This window comes from Pseudoalteromonas sp. S2755, from assembly GCF_005886535.1.
Lineage (GTDB): Bacteria > Pseudomonadota > Gammaproteobacteria > Enterobacterales > Alteromonadaceae > Pseudoalteromonas.
Window position 1 is genome coordinate 1 of record NZ_PNDS01000174.1, and the last position, 18,667, is coordinate 18,667.

The 18,667-nt window shown below is 42.6% G+C and carries 21 protein-coding genes; 15 read left to right on the top strand and 6 right to left on the bottom strand.

Annotated features, from left to right (window positions below):
- Positions 1–130: 130 nt before the first annotated feature.
- Together CWC03_RS21925 and CWC03_RS21930 are read right to left on the bottom strand one after the other, a co-directional pair.
- Positions 131–571, bottom strand: a complete 441-nt coding sequence (locus CWC03_RS21925) for a GNAT family N-acetyltransferase (RefSeq protein WP_138583671.1) — start codon at positions 569–571, stop codon at positions 131–133.
- Positions 572–731: 160 nt separating this feature from the next.
- Positions 732–3,476: a methyl-accepting chemotaxis protein gene (locus CWC03_RS21930; RefSeq protein WP_138583658.1), complete on the bottom strand. Its 2,745-nt coding sequence runs from the start codon at positions 3,474–3,476 to the stop codon at positions 732–734.
- 197 nt (positions 3,477–3,673) lie between these two features.
- Between CWC03_RS21930 and CWC03_RS21935 the strand changes: the two genes are divergently transcribed.
- Positions 3,674–4,399, top strand: a complete 726-nt coding sequence (locus CWC03_RS21935) for a YebC/PmpR family DNA-binding transcriptional regulator (protein WP_010375669.1) — start codon at positions 3,674–3,676, stop codon at positions 4,397–4,399.
- A gap of 60 nt (positions 4,400–4,459) precedes the next feature.
- Here CWC03_RS21935 and CWC03_RS21940 read toward each other — a convergent pair whose 3' ends face one another.
- Positions 4,460–5,272: a hypothetical protein gene (locus CWC03_RS21940; protein WP_138583659.1), complete on the bottom strand. Its 813-nt coding sequence runs from the start codon at positions 5,270–5,272 to the stop codon at positions 4,460–4,462.
- Positions 5,273–5,448: 176 nt separating this feature from the next.
- Here CWC03_RS21940 and CWC03_RS21945 point away from each other — a divergent pair, with 176 nt between their 5' ends.
- From CWC03_RS21945 to CWC03_RS21980, 8 genes are all read left to right on the top strand, one after another.
- Positions 5,449–6,375: a hypothetical protein gene (locus tag CWC03_RS21945; protein WP_138583660.1), complete on the top strand. Its 927-nt coding sequence runs from the start codon at positions 5,449–5,451 to the stop codon at positions 6,373–6,375.
- 18 nt (positions 6,376–6,393) lie between these two features.
- Positions 6,394–6,765 (top strand): SH3 domain-containing protein, encoded by a 372-nt coding sequence (locus CWC03_RS21950; protein WP_138583661.1) that lies wholly within the window; start codon positions 6,394–6,396, stop codon positions 6,763–6,765.
- Positions 6,766–7,338: 573 nt separating this feature from the next.
- Positions 7,339–7,560, top strand: a complete 222-nt coding sequence (locus CWC03_RS21955) for an EF-hand domain-containing protein (RefSeq protein WP_017218756.1) — start codon at positions 7,339–7,341, stop codon at positions 7,558–7,560.
- Positions 7,561–7,619: 59 nt separating this feature from the next.
- Positions 7,620–7,841: an EF-hand domain-containing protein gene (locus CWC03_RS21960; RefSeq protein WP_010375681.1), complete on the top strand. Its 222-nt coding sequence runs from the start codon at positions 7,620–7,622 to the stop codon at positions 7,839–7,841.
- Positions 7,842–7,909: 68 nt separating this feature from the next.
- The gene (locus CWC03_RS21965) at positions 7,910–8,131 is read left to right on the top strand and encodes an EF-hand domain-containing protein (RefSeq protein ID WP_138583662.1); all 222 of its coding nucleotides are present in this window, start codon (positions 7,910–7,912) and stop codon (positions 8,129–8,131) included.
- A gap of 50 nt (positions 8,132–8,181) precedes the next feature.
- Positions 8,182–8,403 carry a PLC family EF-hand domain-containing protein gene (locus CWC03_RS21970; RefSeq protein WP_010375683.1) on the top strand — a complete coding sequence of 74 codons (222 nt, stop codon included), beginning with the start codon at positions 8,182–8,184 and terminating at the stop codon, positions 8,401–8,403.
- A 49-nt stretch (positions 8,404–8,452) separates the two neighbouring features.
- A complete protein-coding gene (locus tag CWC03_RS21975; protein ID WP_010375684.1) occupies positions 8,453–8,674 on the top strand; it encodes a crotonobetainyl-CoA--carnitine CoA-transferase in 222 nt (73 codons plus the stop codon).
- 9 nt (positions 8,675–8,683) lie between these two features.
- Positions 8,684–8,890, top strand: a complete 207-nt coding sequence (locus tag CWC03_RS21980) for an EF-hand domain-containing protein (protein WP_010375685.1) — start codon at positions 8,684–8,686, stop codon at positions 8,888–8,890.
- A 102-nt stretch (positions 8,891–8,992) separates the two neighbouring features.
- Here the strand turns inward: CWC03_RS21980 and CWC03_RS21985 are convergent, their stop codons facing one another.
- On the bottom strand, positions 8,993–9,508 hold the full coding sequence (locus CWC03_RS21985) for a hypothetical protein (RefSeq protein ID WP_138583663.1): 516 nt from the start codon (positions 9,506–9,508) through the stop codon (positions 8,993–8,995).
- A 93-nt stretch (positions 9,509–9,601) separates the two neighbouring features.
- The gene (locus CWC03_RS21990) at positions 9,602–10,045 is read right to left on the bottom strand and encodes a GNAT family N-acetyltransferase (protein ID WP_138583664.1); all 444 of its coding nucleotides are present in this window, start codon (positions 10,043–10,045) and stop codon (positions 9,602–9,604) included.
- A 165-nt stretch (positions 10,046–10,210) separates the two neighbouring features.
- On the opposite strand from CWC03_RS21990, the gene CWC03_RS21995 reads away from it, so the two are divergent.
- From CWC03_RS21995 to CWC03_RS22015, 5 genes are all read left to right on the top strand, one after another.
- Positions 10,211–11,242: an NAD(P)H-dependent flavin oxidoreductase gene (locus tag CWC03_RS21995; protein ID WP_138583665.1), complete on the top strand. Its 1,032-nt coding sequence runs from the start codon at positions 10,211–10,213 to the stop codon at positions 11,240–11,242.
- A gap of 156 nt (positions 11,243–11,398) precedes the next feature.
- Positions 11,399–12,361 (top strand): LNS2 domain-containing protein, encoded by a 963-nt coding sequence (locus CWC03_RS22000; protein WP_138583666.1) that lies wholly within the window; start codon positions 11,399–11,401, stop codon positions 12,359–12,361.
- Positions 12,362–12,602: 241 nt separating this feature from the next.
- Positions 12,603–13,520, top strand: coding sequence for an esterase/lipase family protein (locus tag CWC03_RS22005; protein WP_138583667.1), 918 nt, complete (start codon positions 12,603–12,605; stop codon positions 13,518–13,520).
- Positions 13,517–14,365, top strand: a complete 849-nt coding sequence (locus tag CWC03_RS22010) for a lipase secretion chaperone (RefSeq protein WP_138583668.1) — start codon at positions 13,517–13,519, stop codon at positions 14,363–14,365. Before CWC03_RS22005 ends, CWC03_RS22010 begins: the two co-directional genes overlap by 4 nt.
- Before the next feature lie 111 nt (positions 14,366–14,476).
- Positions 14,477–14,935 carry a hypothetical protein gene (locus CWC03_RS22015; protein WP_138583669.1) on the top strand — a complete coding sequence of 153 codons (459 nt, stop codon included), beginning with the start codon at positions 14,477–14,479 and terminating at the stop codon, positions 14,933–14,935.
- Between the two features lie 25 nt (positions 14,936–14,960).
- On the opposite strand, the gene katG is transcribed toward CWC03_RS22015, so the two are convergent.
- Positions 14,961–17,183, bottom strand: coding sequence for a catalase/peroxidase HPI (gene katG / locus CWC03_RS22020; RefSeq protein WP_171040305.1), 2,223 nt, complete (start codon positions 17,181–17,183; stop codon positions 14,961–14,963).
- A 586-nt stretch (positions 17,184–17,769) separates the two neighbouring features.
- Here katG and CWC03_RS22025 point away from each other — a divergent pair.
- On the top strand, positions 17,770–18,498 hold the full coding sequence (locus CWC03_RS22025) for a hypothetical protein (RefSeq protein ID WP_171040306.1): 729 nt from the start codon (positions 17,770–17,772) through the stop codon (positions 18,496–18,498).
- Positions 18,499–18,667 lie beyond the last annotated feature (169 nt).

The window sequence follows — 18,667 nt, forward strand, 5'->3', positions numbered from 1 at the left end:
GATGTAGGTATCTTCGCGAGAGCAGGACGCGGAAGCGGTGTTTTCCCTAAAACTTGCTGGCTAGACAAGGAAAAAACTAAGTTGTGCTTTAGCAACAATGAGTTGGAACATTCCTTATCCAAACCTCAGGTTAATTAGATTCTATAAGTCGCATTCGTAGGATTGGAAAAGGCTTTCCCATATCGTCAGTTGGTGAGCGTTCATATACCTTAAAACCTTTTGCTTCATAAAAGCCTACGGCTTCGGGGTTTTGCTCATTGACATCAACAAACTGCACATTTAGTGCTTCAAGTGCAAAGCGAAGCAGCTTAGTACCGACACCTTGTCCTCTGTTCTTATCGAGTACAAATAACATTTCGATTTTTTGCTCATGCACGCCAATAAAACCGACAATCTTTGCGTCGCTATTTTTTACACAGCGCAGCGTAACGTTTGGAAACGCCTGTTCAATAATAATAGGTTTAAAATCAGCGATATCCGCGTCAGTGATAAAATCATGAGTGGCTCGCACAGAGTCTTCCCAAACAGCCAGTAATTCCTGGTAATCGCTTGGTGTAACTGGACTTATCATCATTTTTTCCTTTTGTCTAATAAAACTGTCCAAATGGGTTAAAGCGATAAACAAAAGGAAGACCAGTCAGCCGAGCATAACATACCCGATGCATTAAGGGTACAACGGGTATATTTATATAAATTACTCATATGTGGTTGTGTAGACTGTGCGTCTTTAACTATTCATCTAGTTGAAAAAATGCAACTTGATCGGTAAGGAGCTTGGCTTGATTTTCCATATTTTTACCTGAACGAGATGTTGTTTCAACCAGAGTAACATTTTGCTGAGTAATATTATCCATTTGTGCAATGGTGGTAGAAACCGCAGCTATCCCCTCTGCTTGCTCTTTCCCCGCGTTATCTATGTCTGCCACCATTTTACTCACTTCGGCAATTGATTGCGTTAGCTCATCGAAAGTCGTGCCAGACTCGTAGACAAGTTTGCTGCCTTGCGCCACCGCATCAACGCTATTTTTGATCAATGCCTTGATCTCACGTGCCGCTGAGGCGCTACGTTGAGCAAGGTTTCTCACCTCTCCGGCAACGACCGCAAATCCGCGTCCAGCCTCACCAGCCCGCGCTGCTTCAACGGATGCATTGAGCGCTAAGAGGTTGGTTTGGAAAGCGATTTCGTCAATGACGCTGATAATATCAGAGATTTTTGTGCTGTAAGATTCGATTTTACCTACTGCGGTAATGGCATCATCAATAGATGCTTTGCCTGAGTGTGCTTTTTCTCTAACAATAGTCGCCTTCTCTGCTGCATTGCTTGTGCTACTCGCATTCTTTTTAACCGTAGCGGTAAGCTCTTCCATAGTGGCGGCGGTTTCTTCTAAGCTCGCCGCTTGATTTTCAATACGGCTATTGAGTTCTTCGTTGTTATTCGCAATTTGTTTAGCCACATCAAACACTTGCTCTGCACCGCTGTTTATGGTGTTAACTAAGTCGCTTAATTTATCGAATAAGCCGTTCATCGCTTGTTGTAGCACCGAGAACTCGCCACCTAAGTGGTGGGTTATCCTATGTCTTAAATCGCCTTGTTCCATTGCCAAAATAGCATTTTTAATATGCTCAACCGCTTGTTTTTGTTCTGTGATATCCGTTGCATATTTAACGACTTTAAAGGGGCGACCTTGTTGATCGAGGATAGGATTATAAGACGCTTGGATCCATACCTCTCGACCTTGTTTAGCTAGTCTTAAGTATTGTCCAGAGTCGAACTCACCTTGGTTGAGCTTTTGCCAAAATTGCTGGTATTCAGAGCTAGTGGCTTGTTCGTGCGTAGCAAAAATACGGTGATGTTTACCTTTGATTTCGTCAAGTGAGTACCCCATCGTATCTAGGAATGAATCGTTGGCCCATAAAATAGTACCATCCATTGCAAACTCTATGACGGCTTGTGATTTACGAATGGCTTGAAGCTGACCATCAAAATCAGCAGCAATGGCTTTTTGTTCGGTAATATCTGTCGCAAATTTCACGACTTTTAGCGGCTTACCTTGCTCATCTAAAATTGGGTTATAGGTGGCACGAATCCAGATTGCTTTACCGCCTTTAGCTCGGCGTTGAAACTCACCTGTTTCAAATTGGCCTTGTTTTAAACGCTGCCAGAATGCTTTGTATTCACTGCTTTGCGCGTAAAAGTTGTCGACGAACATGCTGTGATGTTTGCCAATGATTTCTTCTTTCTTGTAGCCCATGACAGAGAGGAAGTTCTCATTTGCTTTTAAAATATTACCTTGCAAATCAAACTCGATAACTGCTTGTGAGCGATTGATGGCTTTGAGTTGCCCCGCAGAGTCAAAAGATGCCAGTTTTGCTTGAGTAATATCCGAGGCATATTTGACGATTTTGTCCAACTGGCCATTTTCGTCATAGATGGGGGTATACGTTGCTTGGATCCACAGAGTGTTTCCTGATTTGGTTAAGCGTTTAAACTCACCAGATTGATGTTTACCTTGTCGTAAAGCGTGCCAAAAGTCTTGATATTCGCTACTCTCAGCGTCTTCTTGTGCCACAAATATCCGGTGGTGTTGGCCTTGTATTTCGCTTAATGTATAACCCACCGCATTTAAAAATAGCGCGTTGGCAGTCTTTATATTGCCGTAGGGGTCAAACTCAATAACGGCTTGAGTTTGTTTGATGGCATCAACTTGCCCTTGAAAGTCCGCAGCTTTTGATTTTTGTGCAGTAATGTCTGAGGCGTATTTTACGACTTTTATAGGTCTGTTCTGTTCATCAAAAATAGGGTTATAAGTGGCTTGGATCCATATAGTTTCACCTGACTTTGTTTGTCTTGCGAACTCACCCTCAAAAAACTCGCCATTATTTAAGCGTTGCCAAAATGCTTCATACTCCTCACTGGCTGCGTAGTCATCCTTAACAAACAGACTGTGATGTTTGCCTTGTATTTCCTCTAAGCTGTAACCCATAACGGACAAAAAATTGTCATTGGCGCCCAGCACATTGCCGTGCATGTCGAACTCGATAACCGCAAAGGACGCTGATAAAGCACGTAAATTTGCACTCATGTTGGCGATAGTTGTGAGGTAATCACTGATGTCAGTTGCAATAACTAAAATTCGGCCTTCTTGAGTGCGTGATAGCTCTAGTAATAACTTCTTCGGCTTGTTGTCATTCGCAGTATTGAGAGAGACCTCGACCCTTGCCTGTGTTTGTTGTTCAAGTTGAGCGAGCCCACGCTTGAGTGTGGCTGCATCCGTTGAAGTATGACATAGAAAACTTAGAGATTTCAGCTCGTGGCTAGTCGGGTGTCCGAGTAAGCGATTGAAAGCCGAACTACCCTGAACAATATCTGTTTGATAATCCACTTCTAAGTAAGGGGTTGTAGCCTTAAAGTGTTGAAAGAGCGCAGCACCTTGTCCATCTTGCTTCTTTGCTTTTCCCAAGCCAAACGTGATCATATATAAGCCACCCATAGCGGTAAATTTAAACAGTATTAACTATAGTAAAGTTGTTTAGGTACGCCACAAAATAGCTGCAAAACAAATATATAATCTTGTTGCTTAAAGCAAATTATCATCACGGATAATAAGGCTATAGCCGTAACTCAAATGTCTTGGTAAAATCTTCGCCAATTTTTATAAAAACGAGCATTAAGATGGGCAGAGCATTTGAAGTCCGCAAAAACGCCATGGCAAAAACGGCGGCGGCAAAAACAAAAGTAAACTCAAAATACGGAAAAGAGATTTACGTTGTTGCTAAAAATGGCGGCGCAGATCCTGAAACGAACTTGTCACTACGTCGTTTAATCGACAAGGCAAAGAAAGATCAAGTTCCTGCACACGTTATTGATAAAGCAATCGAAAAAGCGGCAGGCGGCGCGGGTGAAGATTACACGCCTGCGCGTTATGAGGGTTACGGTCCAGGTAACAGCATGATCATCGTTGACTGTTTAACTGATAACATGAACCGTACTATCAAAGATGTTCGCTTACCGTTTACCAAAACTGGTTCAAACTTAGGTAACCCAGGTTGTGTGGCGCATATGTTTGACCACTTCGCAATCTTAGGATTTGCAGGTGATGACGACGAGTCAGTTTTGGAAGCGCTAATGATGGCTGATGTTGATGTTACCGACGTAGAAGTTGAAGACGGACAAGTCTCTGTTTTCGCACCTCACACTGAGTACTTCAAGGCGAAAACTGCACTGACAGAAGCGTTTGAGGGGATCACTTTTGAGGTAGACGAAATCACTTGGGTGCCGCAAACTCACGTAGAAATCGAAGATCCAGAAGCAATTGAGACATTCGAAAAGCTAATCAATATGCTTGAAGATGTGGATGACGTACAAAACGTTTACCACAATGCGATTGTCAAAAGATAAGCCGCTTATCGATATAGCGCATAAATAGTTAAGGCCGACATCGTTCGGCCTTTTTGTTGCCTAAGTCTTAGGTGTAATAACATTAGTTTTTATCATGGCAACAGGAAACAATAATAGTAACGTTTGCGAGCCAATATAGATGACCCAATTAACGTGCCTTGCGATAGGGAAGTAACCATTCCCTTGGTTTGCGAACAGCCAAAATTGACCGATGATAGCATCCGCTAACATAGCTAGGATAAAGCCGCTGGCAACTGCGTAGTTGGTTTTTTCATTGAGTTTAATATTTTGAATAATAAGCCAAAAACCAAAAACACCAAGCAAGGTCACTATTAAGCTATAACTTGCGCTCAACAGCAGGGAGTATTGGCTTATAGTAGGTAGATACATCATTTGATAGCTAAACGACGATAACGTAATAGACACCACAATCAATATGGTCGCAGTTGCAAATGTTAATGCAAACTCACGCCTTAAAAACCGAATAAGCAATCCGAGTAAGAGCCCATAACCAAGGGCAAAAAACCAAATAGAGTCGATCAAGTAGTCATGTTTTATGGTTTTATCTTGGCGATGGTAAAGCTCAAAGAGATTGAAGTTGACGATATCTCCGCAAGTGCATAAGAGAAGAGCAACCCAACAGAGTTTTATGTCTGTTTGCAAAGTACTTGGGCTTGAGGCCAAGCTTGTTTGGCGAACATGCCACCCTAATCGCAACACAAGAAGTAGTGAGACTGAGGGTAAAACCCATTGAAATAAGGCTTGGTGACTTTGCCATAATAGGCTGCTGCCAAGCAAAGACGTCACTGTCGCAATGCCAAGTAAAAGCAATGTGATAGGTTTATAGCGGACAGTTTGCAGTATATTGTTCACGGTCACTCCTTGTTGGCAATTATGGCAAGCTGTTTAGAGGCTCGTTTTCACCTTATACAAAGTGTAATAATTATCTGCGTAATTGCCTCTTGCTGTATCAATTTACAGTACAATCATTTACAGTATTTGTCTTGCAGATCTATTACATTGCTACTTTTTATAAGGGTAACTCGTTCATGTCTAATCTTAAACTCAATATAGCGCTTTCATGCTCAGTTCTTGCATTGGCTTTTTCTGGGTTTAATGTCATTCAAACCAAATTAGCAACTTCTCCTGTGGCAACGCACGTGTATCAGAGCCCGACTCAACAGCCTCACTATAATGCAACTCAGTATACGCAGGGCACTCAGGTTTCAACTGACGAGTCTGAACAAATTGCTCAGTTAATGGCTCGGATCAATAAACTTGAAACGAGGTTACAGGCGTTGTCGATGGAAAAGTCAGATTTACTCTCTGAGCAGGCACCGGATGAGTTTGAGTCTTTAATCTTCTCTTTGATAGAAAAGCGTGAACAGCAGAAAATCGACGAGATGAAAGCAGAAAACCCCATTTATGGCTTTTATGAAGACTTACCCGAAGACTACGAAATGCGGATCAAAACTGATCCTGAGTACGCAAGTCAAATCAGCAACGATTTAAAACAGAAAATTCTTAATAACAGTTTGCCGGCGGCAGAACGTTTAGCGGCAATGAGTCAGCTGCAAATGAACATGTTTATGCTAAATCGCAATGAATTAGAGCAATATGATTATCAAGCAGTAGAATCTATCCTCAATATGACGCATAACATGAGTGATGAAAAGTTGAGGCTACAGGCGCTTGAGCTCGTGTCGCGTACACCTATCGTTGATGAGCGTTTGTCACAGTCATTCGTGAAAATGTTAGAGCAAGAGCCTAATGATTACGTGAAAAGTCTCGCTGCAGAAGGGTTGATGTCACAGTACTTTCAATCAGGCGCCGATCCAAAGCAGCAGCAAAGGATCGCACAAGATTTGCTGTCTCTCTACGAAAATGCCTCGGATCCCAAGGTTAAAGCTATCCTCAAAAACTTGATGGGCGATGAACGTATGTTAGAAGAGCTAAAACGCCAGTCTAATGGCTGACATACATGGAGTTAAAACTTGGAAAATAAGCAGTTAGATATCGAATACCAAGTAATCAAGGAACATATTAATGAGTTTCCTACCCCCATCACGTTTAAACAAGGTGCCAGATTGACCGTTGGTGAAGAATATGAAGGCGAGGAGGGGTGGGACAATTGGTTTTTCTGTGAAACTGAGGAGCAAGTGTCTGGTTGGGTACCTGCTCAAGTGTTTCGCTTAGTCAATCCCAAACAAGGTGTTGCATTAATGGACTATACCGCTCAGGAACTATCGGTAGTTCAAGGTGAACGCTTATTGGGGCATAACCAACTCAATGGTTGGGTGTGGTGCTCAAGTAAAAAGTCAGAGCTGCAAGGTTGGGTACCGCTTCGTAATCTAACACCAGTCTAGCGGGTGTTGCTTTTTAGCAACACTCCTCTCTTTTCTCTACTATTTTTTTAAAATACTTGTGTTTTTCGTCAGTTTCCCGCCCACTCTGTCACTTTTATAGCAATTATTTCAAGATGGATTTTAGTTTTAATGTATTGATTTTTAACTACTTTTATTTGTTTTCTGGTTTCTTAGAAAATATAAGAAAAAATTTTCGATATTTTTATAAAAATTTTTTCTGGCGGCTCTACTCAATACCGAATGTGAATGATTGTCGCATGAAACTTAACCGCTTTGGGCTGCACTTACATCCTAATTTTTTATGGTGTTGCTTTTATGCGACAATTTAACTTATTGAAAATAAATATGTTTTTATTTTATCTCAAAATCACCTGTTGCTAAATGGCAACAATCTTACTGAATCCATCCTTAATGAAAATCTACCTTTACTTTTAACCTATTGATTCTTAATTGCTTTTAAACTTTGGCATCAAAGTTGGAATAGTTATCTCGAAAGCAAAAAACATTCGCTTCAACGCAAGCCAACGCAGAGAAGCAGAAACGACAAGTTTAGAAATATGAGAGGAACTGATTATGAAAACTTTAGCAATCGCACTATCAGCAGCTGTACTTTCTTTCGCATCAGTAGGTGCTCACGCAGACTCTGAGTTTGATAAATACGATGTTGATGGAGATGGCTACATCTCACTAGGTGAATCAAAAGCGAATCCAAATTTAATGGCGCAGTTTAAAGACCTTGACGCCGACCAAGACGGCCAATTAAGCCAGTCTGAGTTTGATAACTTTGAAGGCTAATAACGAGCCGATAACGTAATAGCAGATTTTTAAATAGACCCCAAGTTAAGGAAAAGATTATGAAAAACGTACTAGCAGCACTATCAATCGCAGGTTTATCAATGGTTTCAGCATCAGCATTTGCTGGTGGCGATTTCGAGAAACTAGATACTGATGGCAACGGTTCAATCAGCGTTACTGAAGCAAGCGTAAGCACTTCGTTAACTGAACAGTTTGCAGACTTAGACACGAACGCCGATGGCGAGCTAAGCAAATCTGAGTACGCGAACTACGAAGGTTAATCGCTAGGTGGGCTTAGCGCCCACTGCCTTTAACGCCATAACGAACACGACAGAAGGATTGGACTATCATGAAAAACGTATTAGCAGCACTTTCAATTGCAGGTTTAACATTCGCTTCAGCTTCTGCATTAGCTGGTGAAGATTTCACTAAATATGATACTGACGATAACGGCACCATCAGCATGACTGAGGCAAAAGTAAATCAGTCGCTTGCAGAGCAATTTACGCAACTAGACAGCAATGCCGACGGTGAGTTAAGCGAGTCTGAATTCGCAAATTACCAAGGCTAATCAAGCCGCCCAAAAGCAAATCATATTTAGGAAATTTTAGGAGCAGAATGATGAAAAATGTACTTATCGCACTATCAATCACAGGTCTAACATTGGCTTCAGCAAATACTATTGCCGGTGAAGATTTCGCAAGCTATGACACAGATGGCAACGGTGCTATTAGCATGAGCGAAGCAAAAGTAAATACAGCGCTTATCGAACAGTTTAAAGACTTAGATGTAAACGCTGACGGAGAACTAAACGAAACTGAGTTCTCTAACTTTAAAGGTTAATTTGCGACTAGAGCCGCAATGAGAGACGGGCATAGTGAGGAGAATGGCTATGAAACTTAGAACGGTATGTGCAACGACTATAGGTGTATTGGTGAGTACGATGGCACTGGCAGCAACCTTGTCATTTCAAGATGTAGACAAGGATAAAGACGGGCAGATCAGCCAGCAAGAAGCATCAGTATCATCAACACTACTTGGTCAGTTCGAGAAGCTAGATGCAGACAAAAATGGTCAGCTAAGCGCTTCTGAATTCTCTAACTTTAAAGGCTAGGAGGTCACAATGAAAAAGTTAGCAACAGCAATTACAGCCGCCACAGTACTTTTTGCCGGCTCAGCAATGGCAGCAGAATTTAACGATTTTGATTTAGACAAAGATGGTTTTATCTCTAAAAGCGAAGCGTCACTGTCAGAATCTCTTGCTTCAATCTTTGATAAGCTCGACAGCGACGGAGATGGCAAACTGTCTGAGAAAGAATTTAATCAGTAAGCAAGTGGCAATCCAAAGCGCCACGCCTCCCCAAGCTCGACTTTGTAGTCGAGCTTTTTTATTTCGAGCTACTAGGCAGCTAAGGTTTCGATAGAGAAGGGGTTAACTTAGTTCATTAATCCAGCGATGCGTTCTGATCCATTTTTGCATCTTAGGGAAGCCTTGTTTTGGACAAGTCATATCCCAAGTAGTAAGCAGTGGATATCCGAGTCCATTTCCTTGTGAAAATGCCGCTATTAAGCTGGAGCTAGAACCCTTATATCCCTGTTGGTGTAATACGACCTCTAGAGGCAAACCAATATATTGGATGGCAGCAACTGACCAAGCAATGGCAGCCATTTCTTCACCTTGCATGGCCTGCTTTTCTCGGCCATTTTTTAGGCCATTTTTATACACATCTTCATGGAGTTGATTGCGAAATATCGGCTCACATACGGCAATATGACCTGCTTCGTGCAATATATCGCCAGGATATAGCAATTTCTCATTATCAATATAGAGCGTGCCCATTACCGTTTTTAGACCCGGTAAAAACGTATTTTCCTCGATTTTATGAAATCGAAAAGGTAGCTGGATTTCGGTGAGAAAATCACAAATGCGTTTTGTATGCTCATGCATGTTAATTCGGGTTCCTTTGAGCAGCTTAACTTACATTGTCAGTAAGTTTACTCTACGCTTCCATTTGCGCAAATTACCGAAGATTACAACTTGTTAGAGAGGAAGTTTGATCACCGCTAGCATTTCACCATCCTCTTCATCGATTCCAACTTCTTCAAAGCCAAAGCTTGCGTAAAACGATTTTGCAACGGGGTTGCTCGGTACATAACAGATTTCTATAATGGTAAGGTTTGGTGTCAGCTTGATTTCTTCGAGTGCGAGGGTGAGTGCTTTACGCCCAATTCCTTGTTGCTGAAATTGTTGATCAACCATAAAGCGCCAAATGGAGATGCGCTCTATACTCTCCTGTACCCACATTAGCATCCCAACAGCTTCATCATCGTGATAAATTGCGCGTGTGGTATAGCCATCATTAAATTTTGATTCGACGATGGAAAACATGTTGCAGGCTACCAAATCTTGCTGCTCAGGGCTGACATCTAAATCGCAAATGGCTTCGTAGTTGTGTTTATCAATGGCTCTTAGAGAGATATTCATCACGGCGTCCTTGTATTGTTATAGAAACACTATTTCAAACATGGTTGTTTTGGCAAGAGAAAGTTTGCTTTATTAGCCGCACAATCATTGACCGTTAAGCACTTATTCCCCACACTGAAAGCACCTTCGGCTTTATGTCGTTTTGCCTAAAACAAGGACCTTGTGATGCAGCTCACTACATTACTTAATATCTCTATTCCTATGATCCAAGCGCCAATGGCGGGTGTGCAAAATTGGCGCTTAGCGGCCGCAGCGACAAATGCCGGAATACTTGGCTCAATCCCTTGTGGGATGCTGAGTAAAGAGCAGGTCGTTGCTGAAATTGAGCATTTTAAAGCACATGCTTCAGGCTCATATAATCTTAACTTTTTTTGCCATGAAATGCCGGAACTTGACCCTTATCAGCAAGATAAGTGGAAGAAAAAGCTGGCTTCATATTACGATGAGTTTGAGTTAACAGCTAACGATGAAGTTGGCATCTTAAGACGCCCATTTGATAGGGAAATGGCAGAGGCCATTGCCCCTTATCAACCTCCCGTGATCAGTTTTCATTTTGGTCTTCCAAACGCCGAATTGATTGAGTTCGTAAAATCGTGGGGGGCGACTATTTTATCCTCCGCAACGACCTTGGAAGAGGGGATATGGCTAGCTGAAAATGGTGCTGACATCGTGATAGCACAAGGGATTGAAGCGGGTGGGCATAGAGCAACCTTCACCGAGACAAAACTTGAGTCTCAGCTACATACTCGTCAATTGGTCACTATCCTCGCTGATGCGCTATCCGTGCCTGTAGTGGCTGCAGGTGGTATTGCTTCTCATCATGATGCCACTATGATGCATGAACTGGGTGCATGTGGAACGCAAATAGGCACTTGTTTCTTACTATGTGATGAAGCTAACACTTCTCAGGTACACCGAGAGGCACTCAAATCACTGGCTGAGCCGTCCGCCGTAACCAATGTGTTTTCTGGTCGCCCTGCGCGTGGGATTGAAAATCGGTTAATGATAGATCTTAATTTCATTAATGAAGACGTACCGACTTTTCCATATGCATCAGCTGCTTTGACACCATTACGCGCCGCTGCTGAAAAGCAAGGAAGTGGCGATTTTAGCCCGCTTTGGGCAGGCGTTAACCGACAAGGTTGTATGGAAGTTAGTACACAAAAGATGGTAGAACATCTATGGAATGTTAAATAAAATATTTAATTAACAAATTTGACACATTTCGAGTTTATGCTCTAGCGTTTTATGACAAGGCCAACCCAGTTGTGCCTTGCTTTTTGTTACCCACGTAAGTCGATTATTTGCTTGGGTGATGTATTCGTTATGACAATAATAAACACGGAGTCGTGCATGAGACATTCTATTCTAACTGTAGCGTTATTCGCTTCTTTTTCTTCGCTGGCAACCCCTACTTGCCCAAGTATTACCGCGCTAGAAACCCAGTATGCTGCACCTAATATGGTCAAGCGTAGTTTTTCTAGCTCGTTTAACAAATACTTATCTTGGTTGCCGAGTTACCATATGGTACATGATCAAGTAACCGCTGCCGGCGCTGCAACTCAGATCACTGCTAAATTTGACTACGGTAGCATCGCTCATAAAGACTTGGAATTCGAGTCGGTGGAGTTTTACTACCGTGCTGAGTCGGACGCAAATTGGCAGTATCTTGGTGAGCAAACAACCAATGGTGATGGTAAGGCGTTTATCACCTTGCCTGAACTGTCGGCAGGTCAGTATCGTGTATATGCAGGCGTGCCAGCTGATGGCACTGGTGCACAAGGTTATGTCACAGTCGTTGAGCCAGGTACTCAAGCGGTCCTGTTTGATATCGACGGCACGCTAACCGAATCTGATGCCGAGCAAATTGGCGACTATACAGGAATAGATCATGCCGACCCCAAAGATGGCGCTTATGATTTAGTTCGTCACTATCTTGATTTGGGCTATCAACCCGTATTCTTAACAGCCAGAGTGTATTGGTATGCTAAGGGGACCCGCGGTTGGTTAAGTTGGATGGGTTTACCACAAGGCTTTTTACGCACATCACTTAGCAATGAAACCAGCCTGTTTAAAACGGCAGAATATAAAACTGCGGAAATTAATCGCTTAAAAGCGCAGGGTATTGAAGTCGTTCGTGCGTATGGCAATGCCAAAACAGATGCTGAAGCCTTTATCAAAGCGGGGATCCCAGCTTCAGAGGCATTTACTATTGGTTCTGATGCCGGGCATTACGGTACCACAGCTATTACCGGCAATAGTTACCAAGTGCATTTAGGTGAGCTCACAACCTACCCTCACGCGGACTGCTTGTAGACCTCACCCTCGATTGCTCCTAGTTTTTATAAATTCGCAAAAGAAGCCGTATTTTGGCTTCTTTTGGGGCACCCTGTATTTACTAATCTCTGGGTCTAGATACTAATTTACGCTGCCATTATTTACTTTTGTTTACGCAATATTCATCAAAATTTCATTTTTTACACTATTCTGGCTTGACCTCTGACCATTGTAATCTAAAGTTTATTTGTTACTAAATTGTAATAATTGGAGCAAGTACATGAAAAGGTTAATTCTCAGCGCCCTGCTTGGGTTGCTATCGGTCGTTACCTCTTCCGCCCACAGCGGTGAGGAATTAGAGTATCCCGTGGTATTAGTTCACGGTCTGTTTGGTTTTGATAATCTGCTCGGAGTAGATTATTTTTATCGCGTACCACAAGTGATACAAGATGAAGGTGGGCAGGTTTATGTTGCAGAAGTATCATCAGCCCATAATTCAGAATTGCGTGGTGAGCAACTACTAGAGCAAGTTGCGTTGGTTCGAGCATTAACGGGCAAAGACAAAGTGAATTTGATTGGCCACAGCCAAGGCGCGCAAACAATTCGCTATGTCGCTTCAGTTAAACCTGAGTGGGTGGCCTCAGCGACCAGTATTGGTGGTGTAAACTGGGGGAGCCGTTTTGCTGATGTTGTTCGCGGTGGAGTAGACAGTGGCTCATTTTCGGAGCAGTTTTTAGCGTCGCTTGCTAACGGCCTTGCGGGATTGATTGATTTGTTATCTGGTAAAGCAACCGCACCAAAAGACGCACTCGAAGCGCTAGGTGCTTTGACCACGGCTGGCACATTAGCATTTAACCAAAAATACCCAGAGGGTGTGCCAAGTCATTATTGTGGCGAAACCCAAAGTTTAGCGAGCAATGGCGTGCATTATTTTTCATGGAGTGGCAGCAAAGCATGGACCAACGTATTTGACCCTGCTGACAACGCACTTGCACTGTTTGCTCAAGTTTTTGATGAGGCCAACGATGGCCTAGTATCAGCTTGTTCTAGTAATTTAGGTCAGGTGATCAACAACCAATTCAAAATGAACCATTTAGATCAGGTAAACCACACCATTGGTATTCATCACTTGTTCGAAACTGACCCATTAACCGTTTATCGTCAGCATATTCGCCGCTTAAAAGGTCTGGCGCTATGAAAAAGTGGGGCCTTTTGCTAATCATTTTGACTATGCTGTCGCTGGTTTATATCGAGAGTGAACAGCAAGAGACGCCGCGTCATGTTCCCCGGTTAGCGGTGTTATCTGAGCAGCAAAATGATGCGCATAAGGTCCCACAACCCACAAGGAGTGCATCTGTAAGCGTACATTGTGAGACCATTAATAAACAGCATAAGCATCAAATCGACGATTGGCTTTTTGAGCTACAAAACCATAACCAAGCCGAGCAGTGGCAAGCTTATCTGGAATTATTACCACAATGCCTTCACGAAGTTGCAGGTCTCTACGTACAATTTAAGCAGGCCTTAATTGATGTGGATACGCATCTTAATCTACTAGAACGTGTTGAGCTGCTACACGCACTGCAGCGGCAATTTTTTACGGATGAAGTGATAGCAGTTTGGTTTGAAGATGATAATGCGTGGGATATGCAAGCTTTGAGTCGCTGGCAAATTTTGTCAGACGCATCTATACCTGAGTCGCAAAAGCAGCAATTAATTGAGACGCATATCAGTGGGCTTCCAAAGCGTGAACAAGTGTTATTTCACACCTCAGCTCAGTTACACACTCTAAACGCAAACTGGCAGCAAAAACACTATAACGAACTAAGTGCTGAGTACGGCGATGAAGCCGCAACGCGTATACTTGAAGTCCAGAAGCAACAAAATCATTGGCAGCAAAAACTACAAAGCTTTATGCTGCAAAAGCAACATATTTTAGCCGAGCTTGGTGATAGCCAAATCGCAAAAGAAAAAGTCGATTCACTACTCAAACAAACCTTCACGGAGAACGAGCAAAAGCGAGTTGCTGTATTGGTTAAGTGATAATTTTTTAGTTATTGATAAGATGTACAGGCCGGTTACATGGAGCAGCCAAACCTGCAGCCATGAGCCCATCTTGGTAGCTGATAAATACAATCAAACAAGCAGTAAAACATGAAAATTGAACCAAACCTGTGGCAGCTTTATTTACAAGTATATTTTCAACCATTACAGCCAATCGACTTTGATTCTCGGGGCGCTGTCTTAAGTCTGTGGAATCCACATGGAAAGGTACTCTGTAAAGATAAAAATCAACGCTTATCACGATTTTGGCAAGGGGCTTTACAGCGCGCAAATGTGCCTTATCAGTTACTGTGGGGCGGTGATCAGCAAATGCAATATCGAGAGTTAAGTGTTTATATAAAGTGTGACTTAGCATCGGGAGATCGATGGGCGACACGATTAAATCAACTGGGATTTTATTTCGTCGAAGATAATCAATTGCACCTCTATAACAGTAGCGATAAAGCGCAAAGCGATGTGGTGACGGATAACTTCGTATCTCGGTTTTGCTTTGCCAAATTACCAAAGCAGAACCAAGCCATACAACCAAAAAAACAGGGCCTAAACTAGGCCCTGTTTGCTCTACTTCATTGGTTTATTTTAAGTCAAAGCGGTCTAGTTGCATTACTTTCACCCAAGCGGCGATAAAATCGTCTACAAACTTCTGTTTGGCATCGTCCGATGCATAGACTTCGGTAATTGCGCGAAGCTCAGAGTTAGAACCAAAGATTAAATCAACCGGTGTTGCCGTCCATTTTATCTCTCCAGTTTTACGGTCACGACCTTCGTATAAGCCTTCTTGACCTTCTACTTTTGACCATTTAGTCGACATATCTAGCAGGTTAACAAAGAAGTCGTTGCTCAACTGACCTGGTTTGTCAGTAAATACACCGTGCTCTGCGCCTTTGTAGTTTGCGTCTAAGCTACGTAGGCCGCCTAATAGTACCGTCATTTCAGGTACGGATAGGTCTAGCATATTGGCTTTGTCTACTAACATTTCAGTTGGTGACATAAACGCTTCATCACTGTAATAGTTACGGAACGCGTCTGCTTTTGGCTCCAGATAGCTAAATGATAAGACGTCCGTTTGTGCTTGTGAGGCATCGGTACGACCCGGTTTAAACGCAACATTTACTTTGTAGCCTGCGTCGTTTGCGGCTTTTTCTACTGCTGCAGAACCACCTAACACAATTAAGTCGGCAATAGAGACTGCTTTTTTGCCAGCGCGCTTATTAAAGCGGGTTTGAATGTCCGTCAATGTAGCTAGCACTTTGTTTATCTCGTCAGGGTTGTTTACCTCCCAACTTATTTGAGGCTCAAGGCGTAAACGACCACCGTTTGCACCACCACGCATATCAGTAACCCGGTGGCTAGATGCTGCCGACCATGCCGTTCTGATCAGTTCTTGCTTTGTTAGACCTGAGTTCAAGATTGATTTTTTCAGGGCGCTTATGTCCTTGTTATCAATCATCTTGTAATCCGCTTTTGGAATTGGATCTTGCCAAGTCAGTACTTCGCTTGGTACTTCTGAACCCACATAACGGGCTCTTGGACCCATATCACGGTGAGTCAACTTGAACCAAGCCTTCGCGAACGCCAACTCATATTGCTTTGGATCTTTGCGGAAGCGTTCAATGACCTTACGATATTCAGGGTCAAATTTTAATGCCAAATCTGTGGTGAACATTATCGGTGCATGGCGTTTACCTTCAATGTGGGCGTCTGGCACTAGGTTTGCCGCAGCTTTGTTGTCAGGGATCCACTGGGTCGCACCAGCTGGGCTTTTTGTCATTACCCAATTGAAGTTCATTAGGTTGTCGAGATAATTGGTTGACCATTGAGTTGGTGTAACCGTCCAAGCCCCTTCTAAACCGCTTGTTGTGGTGTCAGCACCTTTACCCGTGCCGCATTTATTTTTCCAGCCTAGGCCTTGTGCTTCAATCTCTGCAGCGGCTGGTTCTTTACCCACACAATCAGACGGCTTTTTCGCGCCATGTGCTTTACCAAAGGTGTGGCCACCCGCGATAAGTGCGACCACTTCTTCGTCGTTCATTGCCATACGGCCAAATGACATGCGAATATCTTTTGCGGCAAGTAATGGATCTGGTTTACCGTGTGGACCTTCAGGGTTGACATAAATAAGTCCCATTTCTACAGCTGCTAATGGACCTTTTAGCTTACCTTTTTTGTCACGACGCTCGTCTTTTAGGAAAGCATCTTCTGGCCCCCAATAAACTAAATCAGGTTCCCAATCGTCCTGACGGCCACCTGCGAAACCAAAGGTCTTAAAGCCCATTGACTCAAGTGCAACATTGCCTGCTAAGACCATTAAGTCTGCCCACGATAGGCTACGACCGTACTTTTGTTTAATCGGCCACAATAATCGTCTTGCTTTATCTAGGTTTGCGTTATCAGGCCAGCTGTTTAATGGATCGAAACGTTGTTGACCACCTGCAGAGCCACCACGGCCATCGTGTACACGATAAACTCCGGCGCTATGCCATGCCATACGGATCATAAATGGACCATAATGACCCCAATCAGCAGGCCACCAGTCTTGTGAATCGGTGAGTGTTTGCTCAATATCTTTCTTTACTTGCTTAAGATCTAATTTATTGAATTCAGCTGCATAATCAAAGTTTGCGCCGTAAGGATTGGACTCTGGGCTGTGTTGTCTTAATGGGCTTAGGTTTAGTTGTTCTGGCCACCAAAATTGATTAGTTTTTGCTTCACTCATTGCAGCAAAGCTCTGGGCTGATAGCGTTGTTGTTACTGCGAGCGCGACGGCAGACAACATCGTTCTAGATTTTCTGTTCATGGGAGTTTCCCTCGTAATTAAAGTGTGTCTCAAACTGCGTGTTAACTTTAGTTCACAAATTAGAAAGAGAAAATCCAGAAAAACAAATTGGTATGTTCGGAAAAATAAATCGAAATAAGTTTTTTTAAATCAGTTTATTACATATATATCTAGTGTTGTTTTACGTTATCTCCTGTTTTGCACTTTTAATATTTATCCATTATTTTGCAAGTATTTGTGGTTGCGGATTTGGAGAAAGCAGGTGGATTGGAAGGTTGAATGATTTATTTCTTAGTGAGTGTAGATAAATGTAATTTTTGAGTTACATTTATGTGTGCAGAATATTGGAGGTATTTGCACGTTTATTCATATCATTCAGCGAAAGGAAATCACAATAATGAAGATCCAAAGTTTAATATATGCTAGCTCTCTTTTTCTTATCAGCAACAGTTATGCACAAATTACAGTCAATAATGTTCTATTCGAAGACGAAGTTATTCCGAGGCCGACATCTGGGAATTTCTACATAAATTATCGACTATTCGGTTCACAGACAAATAGACCTCAAGGGTTCGTCGAATTTTATTTGCAACCTGTAGGTTCTTCTATGTTATATCCAATAGGTACAGATACGGCTGCGCTGAGTTGTCAACGTAACGGTTGCATTCCCACAAACAACCAAAGTAGGCACACGGTCAGTGGCAATAATATGTCTTCCGATACAAAGGAGCATCTGAATAGCTTGTGTAGGCCTACCGATTACAAAGTAATAGCAAGATATAATAATAGCGAATCTATAAGTTATAATTCAGCCATCATAGGTCAAATGGGTAAACCTGATTGGCTATTCCGTTCGGGGGTTGTTTCGCCAAATAATTTACCTTTGAATGGCAGTGTTACGATCCAATACACAGTGATAAACGGTGATTGTGAACACCTCGGTGTTGAGCCCGCAGTGGGGGTTTTTTTGACTGACGAAAGCTTTAATGTGCATACGTATTTTGGTGATGTGCAAATCGCAGGCCCCTATGGGTCGACGCATCAAATTGCTTTGAACTTTGATGGCTTAAATTTGGTTGCTGGAAACTACAAGATAGTGTTGTTTGCTGATGTTAATAACATACATAGTGAGTCTAATGAAGACAACAATTTGGGGGCATTTTCGATTACTTTAACTGATCCGCAAAGTAGTCAATATAATCTTGAAAGGCAATCACCTAGAACTTACATTGATACCACGCCTGACGAAGGCTTTCACCTCTTGGGTATTGATCCTAATACTCAAGAAAGGGTACAGGGTCTAGAGATAATTAAAACGGAGCCTAGTATCAAATAGCGTTGGGTGAGTTAGGTAGTGTGGATAAAGCGGGATCACTGTAGCTACTCCGCTTTATTCGCCAATATTGAAAATAGTAATGGCACTTGATGCCCTTTACTCAATAACTGAAAACCGTGTCCAGACACCGCCTCTAAACCTTTAAAGCAGTTATACCAAATTGATTAAA

Bases quoted from the DNA above. Each gene is read 5' to 3' on its own strand.
- CWC03_RS21925 (WP_138583671.1), bottom strand. From the start codon at position 571: ATGATAAGTCCAGTTACACCAAGCGATTACCAGGAATTACTGGCTGTT.
- CWC03_RS21930 (WP_138583658.1), bottom strand. From the start codon at position 3,476: ATGATCACGTTTGGCTTGGGAAAAGCAAAGAAGCAAGATGGACAAGGT.
- CWC03_RS21935 (WP_010375669.1), top strand. From the start codon at position 3,674: ATGGGCAGAGCATTTGAAGTCCGCAAAAACGCCATGGCAAAAACGGCG.
- CWC03_RS21945 (WP_138583660.1), top strand. From the start codon at position 5,449: ATGTCTAATCTTAAACTCAATATAGCGCTTTCATGCTCAGTTCTTGCA.
- CWC03_RS21955 (WP_017218756.1), top strand. From the start codon at position 7,339: ATGAAAACTTTAGCAATCGCACTATCAGCAGCTGTACTTTCTTTCGCA.
- CWC03_RS21960 (WP_010375681.1), top strand. From the start codon at position 7,620: ATGAAAAACGTACTAGCAGCACTATCAATCGCAGGTTTATCAATGGTT.
- CWC03_RS21965 (WP_138583662.1), top strand. From the start codon at position 7,910: ATGAAAAACGTATTAGCAGCACTTTCAATTGCAGGTTTAACATTCGCT.
- CWC03_RS21970 (WP_010375683.1), top strand. From the start codon at position 8,182: ATGAAAAATGTACTTATCGCACTATCAATCACAGGTCTAACATTGGCT.
- CWC03_RS21975 (WP_010375684.1), top strand. From the start codon at position 8,453: ATGAAACTTAGAACGGTATGTGCAACGACTATAGGTGTATTGGTGAGT.
- CWC03_RS21980 (WP_010375685.1), top strand. From the start codon at position 8,684: ATGAAAAAGTTAGCAACAGCAATTACAGCCGCCACAGTACTTTTTGCC.
- CWC03_RS21985 (WP_138583663.1), bottom strand. From the start codon at position 9,508: ATGCATGAGCATACAAAACGCATTTGTGATTTTCTCACCGAAATCCAG.
- CWC03_RS21990 (WP_138583664.1), bottom strand. From the start codon at position 10,045: ATGAATATCTCTCTAAGAGCCATTGATAAACACAACTACGAAGCCATT.
- CWC03_RS21995 (WP_138583665.1), top strand. From the start codon at position 10,211: ATGCAGCTCACTACATTACTTAATATCTCTATTCCTATGATCCAAGCG.
- CWC03_RS22000 (WP_138583666.1), top strand. From the start codon at position 11,399: ATGAGACATTCTATTCTAACTGTAGCGTTATTCGCTTCTTTTTCTTCG.
- CWC03_RS22005 (WP_138583667.1), top strand. From the start codon at position 12,603: ATGAAAAGGTTAATTCTCAGCGCCCTGCTTGGGTTGCTATCGGTCGTT.
- CWC03_RS22010 (WP_138583668.1), top strand. From the start codon at position 13,517: ATGAAAAAGTGGGGCCTTTTGCTAATCATTTTGACTATGCTGTCGCTG.
- CWC03_RS22015 (WP_138583669.1), top strand. From the start codon at position 14,477: ATGAAAATTGAACCAAACCTGTGGCAGCTTTATTTACAAGTATATTTT.
- katG (WP_171040305.1), bottom strand. From the start codon at position 17,183: ATGAACAGAAAATCTAGAACGATGTTGTCTGCCGTCGCGCTCGCAGTA.
- CWC03_RS22025 (WP_171040306.1), top strand. From the start codon at position 17,770: ATGTTATATCCAATAGGTACAGATACGGCTGCGCTGAGTTGTCAACGT.